A 5,032-nucleotide genomic window follows, 5' to 3' on the forward strand; every position below is an offset into this window, starting at 1 on the left:
GCATGGACCCAGCGCGAGGGGGCCCCGGCTGACGTGTGGGCGTTGGCGCAGAGCGCCGACGGCTGGCTTTGGCTGGGGACGCCGACCGGGCTTTACCGTTTCGATGGCGTCGGTTTCGAGCGCTACGACTTCGCCAGCGATGGAGGCTATGCGTCCGCCTCGGTGGCGGCGTTGCTCGGAGCGGCCTCGGGTGATCTGTTCATTGCCTCGACGACGAGCGGGACCAGCGTGTGTCACCTCGCACGCGCGCACGCTTGCGCTTCCATTCCTGGCATCCCCGTGGGCGAGGCGGTGTCCGAATTCGCGGAAGATGGCGATGGCCGGGTCTGGGCGCTTACGGCAAACGGCGTCTACGTTCTGCAAGCCGGCTTGTGGAGCCTGGCCAACCAGTCATGGGGCCTTCCCGAAGGTACCGTAGAGCTGACCCGAGACCCCGCCGGCGACCTTTGGGCCTCGGCTGCTGACGGCGGCTACCTCTTGAAGAAAGGTGCCCACCGCTTTGTGCGAAACGACATCGCGCGGCTAGCGACCGGCGGCGGCATCTTCGCTGCGCCCGATGAGTCCTTGTGGACGCGCGTGAAGGGCAGGTTTACGCAAATTCGCGCGCCAGCCATATCCCCCATTCCCATCCCAGCCGAAGGCATGAACTGGCAACGGGGAGCGCCCATTCTGTTCGACCGAAGGGGCGGCTTTTGGTCCGTTACATGCGTCGACCTCGGCATTTGCCATGACGGTGCGCCCGGACATTCCGCGCCGTCGCTGGATGATCAAGCGCTGAAAGCAGACACCTTCAAGTCGTCCGACGGCTTGTCGTCCGGCGCTTCCATGACGCTGTTGGAAGATCGCGAAGGCAATGTCTGGGTGGGGACCAAACTAGGCATCGACCGGTTTCGACCCAACAGCGTCATTCAAGTGGCGCTGCCAGGCTCCCCCACCTATTTCGCATTAAGCCCCGATGTAAACGGTGCCATGTGGGTCGGTACGGCGAGCATGAGCAATACGCCGGATCGTTGGTGGCATGTGGATCCTGCGCCGGTGGCGTTTCCGGGATTCACCGGCGATGCCACGGCACTGTTTCACGATAGCGACGGCAGTATTTTTCTTGGCGGGCAAGACGGATTCTGGCACTTCGCCAACGGGCGCTTTCAGGCGCTGACCGTGCCGCCCGAGCAACAGGGGAAGCGGTTTCAATCCATCGCGCGTGACGGGATGGGGCGCCTGTGGGTGGCTTTTCGCGGATCGTCGATTTATCGCCTGGATGGCGATGCGTGGGTGCCCAAGGGCAACCTGAAAGCGTTGCCCGACACGACGCCTGCGCGAGTCGTGGCGGATGCGCGCGGCCGTTTGTGGCTTGGTTACAACGACAATCGCCTGGTCGTTCTGGATGGCGATGCGGTTCACTCATACGGCATCGATGACGGCCTGAGCACCGGCTCGGTGACGGCCATCTTGGCGGAACCCACGCTGTTGGCCGGTGGGGAGCACGGCCTTGCCGCCTTCGACGGTCGCCGCTTTCAAAAACTTAAGGCAGAGCGGCCGGAAGTGTTGAGCGACATTACCGGTTTGCTGGTGGCCAAGGATGGCTCGCTCTGGGTGAATGGTATCAAGGGCGCCGTGCACATCCGTGCGGAGCATCTCGCTCGGGCATTGAAGGACGCGGCTTTTCCCATGCCTGTCGAGGTTTTTGACATCGAGGACGGCATGCCCGGCGGGGCGCAGCAGGTTCGCCCGTTGCCCACCGCCGTCGAGGCGACCGATGGAAAGATATGGTTGGCCGGGTCGGTCGGGCTGGGCTGGATCGATCCTGCCCATATCACGCGCGATACGCGTCCACCCAACATCGCCATTCGAGCTGTCGTCACGGATAAACAAACTTACGATGCCGAAGCGGGCTTGCGTCTACCCCCGCACACCACGGCGCTCAGGGTGACGTACTCGGCGCTCAGCCTCGCGGTTCCCGGGCGCATCAAGTTTCGCTACCGTCTGGACGGCGCTTCGGCGGGATGGGAGGAGGCAGGCTCCCGGCGTGAGGCCACGTATACCAATCTTGGACCAGGCACTTATCGCTTTCGCGTCATGGCGCGAAATGGCGATGGCCCCTGGAGTGAGAGCGACACCAGTCTGGTGTTCTCGATTGCGCCCACCCTGTATCAGACCGTCTGGTTCAAGGCCGCGGTCGGCGTGTTGCTCGCCTTGTTGCTTTTGGTGATGCATCAATTCCGTTTGCGCAAGATGGCGGCGCTTATTCGCGGCCGTCTTGAAGAGCGCCTGCGCGAGCGCGAACGCATTGCGCGTGAGCTGCACGATACCTTGCTGCAGGATTTCCAGGCGCTTGTCCTGCACATGCACACGCTCGCCAAAAGCACCAAGAGCACGCAAGAAAATCTGCAGACCTTGGGCAAGCTCACCGACATGGCGCAACGCGCGGTGGTTGACGCGCGCGACCGCGTGACTGACTTGCGCGCAAGTGTGGACTTGCGCCTGGATATGGCAAGCGCATTGCAGCTCGATGCGGAATCCATGCGAGCCATGCGCCATATGGACATCGCCGTCACCGTCGATGGCGAGGTGCGCGAGCTGCATACCGTGGCCTGCGAGGAAATTCGTGCCGTCGCCAAAGAGGCGCTGCTCAATGCGTTCAGGCACGCCAATGGCAGCGAGCTATCCATCCATATGGTGTATCGCGCCTATGCGTTCATTCTGTATATACGCGACAACGGCACCGGTTTGGATTTGCGCGCGCTCGACCAGAAGGTGAGCCAGGGCCACTACGGCTTGCTTGGCATGCGCGAGCGCGCTGCCAGGCTGACCGGCTCGCTGCGCCTGTCCAACCTGCATCCCAGCGGCACCGAAGTAAGACTGCGCGTGCCCGGCTCCGTCGCGTACGGGGTGCAAGGGCGCTGGAGCTGGCGATGGAGGGTAGGCAAGCGTGTACGCCGCGCTCGCGGAGGATCTCCTAAACGCCGTTAGCAAAACCACGGCGTGGCCGCGAAGCGCGTGTCGGGCAGCGGTACGGTGCGACACGCTGCGGGCGAAGCCTGCAAGCTGGCCGGCCTGGCGCGAATGATTTGCGCACAGATTTAACAAGACATCTCCAACGTTCAATTCAATCTGCGGTTAAGCGCCTAAGCTGCCTGCTGTGGATGCCATGGCCCCAAGGGTGCCGCGGCTTTCATGGATGGGCGCAATCCTCGCGCCCGTCGCGGAATCAGGCGGTTTGGCAAGGGAGATGATAGGCAATGGACGAGACTGTTTTAATCCGGGATAACCCTTCGGCACATCGCTTTGAAGCGGCGGTCGACGGCGAAGTGGCGGTGGCGACCTACCGCATCGATGGTCAGGCCATCACCTTCATACACACCGTGGTGCCGCAGGGTCTTCGCGGACGCGGCATCGCTACGCAATTGATACGCGTAGCGCTGGCGCAGTCGCAGGCGCGTCACTTGGGTGTTGTCCCGCAATGCCCCCTGTTTGCGGCGTATATGCAAAGCCATCCCGAGACCCACGCTCTGTTGGCGCCGCAGGGCCGAATACTGCTGGGCCTGGCATAGCCTCGTAAGCAGCGGCGCTGATGATGCTTGCTCGCGCCTTGTCCGCCCCGACTGCAGGCATCTGCAGAGATCGGTATAGGCACGGCGAAAAAAGCTACCGCTTTGGGTATTGGAGTGAGCTGAGCGGCTGTTTAAGCTGCTTTCGCATTTCTCGCGAGCGTAGATGCACATGACACATGGAGGTATGGTCGCCGGGCAAGGTTCGATCGGGTCGCAGGCAACTCCGGGCGAGCGTGGGGCGCGTGCGGGCGGTGGGGGTATGGAGACGGGCGACGTACGTAAGATCTCGGTGTTCACGGCGGACGATCATGATTTATTGCGTGCAGGCATTGCGGGCATGATCGCGGGGGAGGCCGACATGGTCCTCGTTGGTGAAGCCGTCACGGGTGCCGACGCCGTCAGAGGTTTTCGCGAATTCATTCCCGACGTGATGTTGATGGATCTGCAGATGCCGGATATGCATGGCGCGCGGCCCATAGAGCTTATTCGCGCTGAGTTTCCATTCGCAAAGATCGTCGTTCTTACGACCTATCCTGGCGATGTGAACGCCCGTAACGCATTGTTGGCAGGTGCGATGGGCTACTTGCTGAAAAGTGCATTGCGAGAGGGGCTGATAACAGCCATCCGCGCGGTTCACGCTGGCCAGCACTGTATCTCGTCCGAGGTCGCGCAGGAGTTGGCGGAGCACATTGCCGAGCGATCGAAGATCATCTGAACGGGGTGCTGCGACCATGCGTGCCGCCGTGATGGCGCCATGACTACCCGATCAGGGATGCCGCACTTACTCAATGAGGGGGTGTGAAAGCCCTCTATTTGGGGATACGCAATCCATGCTGCCTGAAGCACCATGCTGCAGAGAAGTGCGCGGCGGGCCTCGCCAGGCATCAAGAAGTGCCATGGGGCGCGATGGCTTGCACTGGCCTGACGAAAGCCATGGTGCCGTGCCCGACATGGTCGGCGCTGCGACTTGGATGTCTTCGACGTGGCGCGCATCGCTTGGTGGCAACTGGGAGACGGCTTCATGTGCACTCATTCCGTAACGACGGATGGCGACCTGATCGAACATGTGAATCATGGAGGGGCGCTGTCGAATCGATCCGATCCGAGGTCGCCAGACTCTTCGTGCGCCGCGATTGCCACGGAGATGGCGCCGCTATGGCTATGGCTGGAACAGGAGGGCCGTATGCCGATGGATCGCGTCGGCCAATCTCTGCGGCTCGCATTAAAGACGGTTTGCGAACATCACGATAGCCTGGCGGACGGCGTCCTGCGCCACCTCAAACTGGCGGTCGACGCTTACCTCGAAGTGCAGCGCGGTAAGCGAGTTGAACCAGCGAGACCCTGCGGCGGCCTGGCGCCCTGGCAGGCCAGGCTGGCCAAGCGGCTGATCCTCGATCAGATGGAAGCCAGCATTTCGATCACTTCACTGGCCAAGGCATGCAACCTGTCACGAGGTCATTTCACCCGCATGTTCAAGCAAT

The 5,032-nt window shown here is 62.1% G+C and carries 3 protein-coding genes and 1 pseudogene; all 4 read left to right on the forward strand.

Annotated elements, in window-relative coordinates; translation table 11 throughout:
- Positions 1 to 2,970, forward strand: a 2,970-nt coding sequence (locus tag OUZ52_RS22195) for a sensor histidine kinase (protein WP_266160775.1), incomplete at its 5' end; no start/stop codon positions are given.
- 269 nt (positions 2,971 to 3,239) lie between these two features.
- The gene (locus tag OUZ52_RS22200) at positions 3,240 to 3,551 is read left to right on the forward strand and encodes a GNAT family N-acetyltransferase (protein ID WP_266160776.1); all 312 of its coding nucleotides are present in this window, start codon (positions 3,240 to 3,242) and stop codon (positions 3,549 to 3,551) included.
- Between the two features lie 259 nt (positions 3,552 to 3,810).
- The gene (locus OUZ52_RS22205; protein WP_266160777.1) at positions 3,811 to 4,266 is read left to right on the forward strand and encodes a response regulator; all 456 of its coding nucleotides are present in this window, start codon (positions 3,811 to 3,813) and stop codon (positions 4,264 to 4,266) included.
- A 306-nt stretch (positions 4,267 to 4,572) separates the two neighbouring features.
- Positions 4,573 to 5,032 (forward strand): annotated as a pseudogene (locus OUZ52_RS22210) (hypothetical protein); the annotation flags it as partial.

The organism is Dyella silvatica (assembly GCF_026283955.1).
Classification (GTDB): Bacteria; Pseudomonadota; Gammaproteobacteria; order Xanthomonadales; family Rhodanobacteraceae; genus Dyella_C; species Dyella_C silvatica.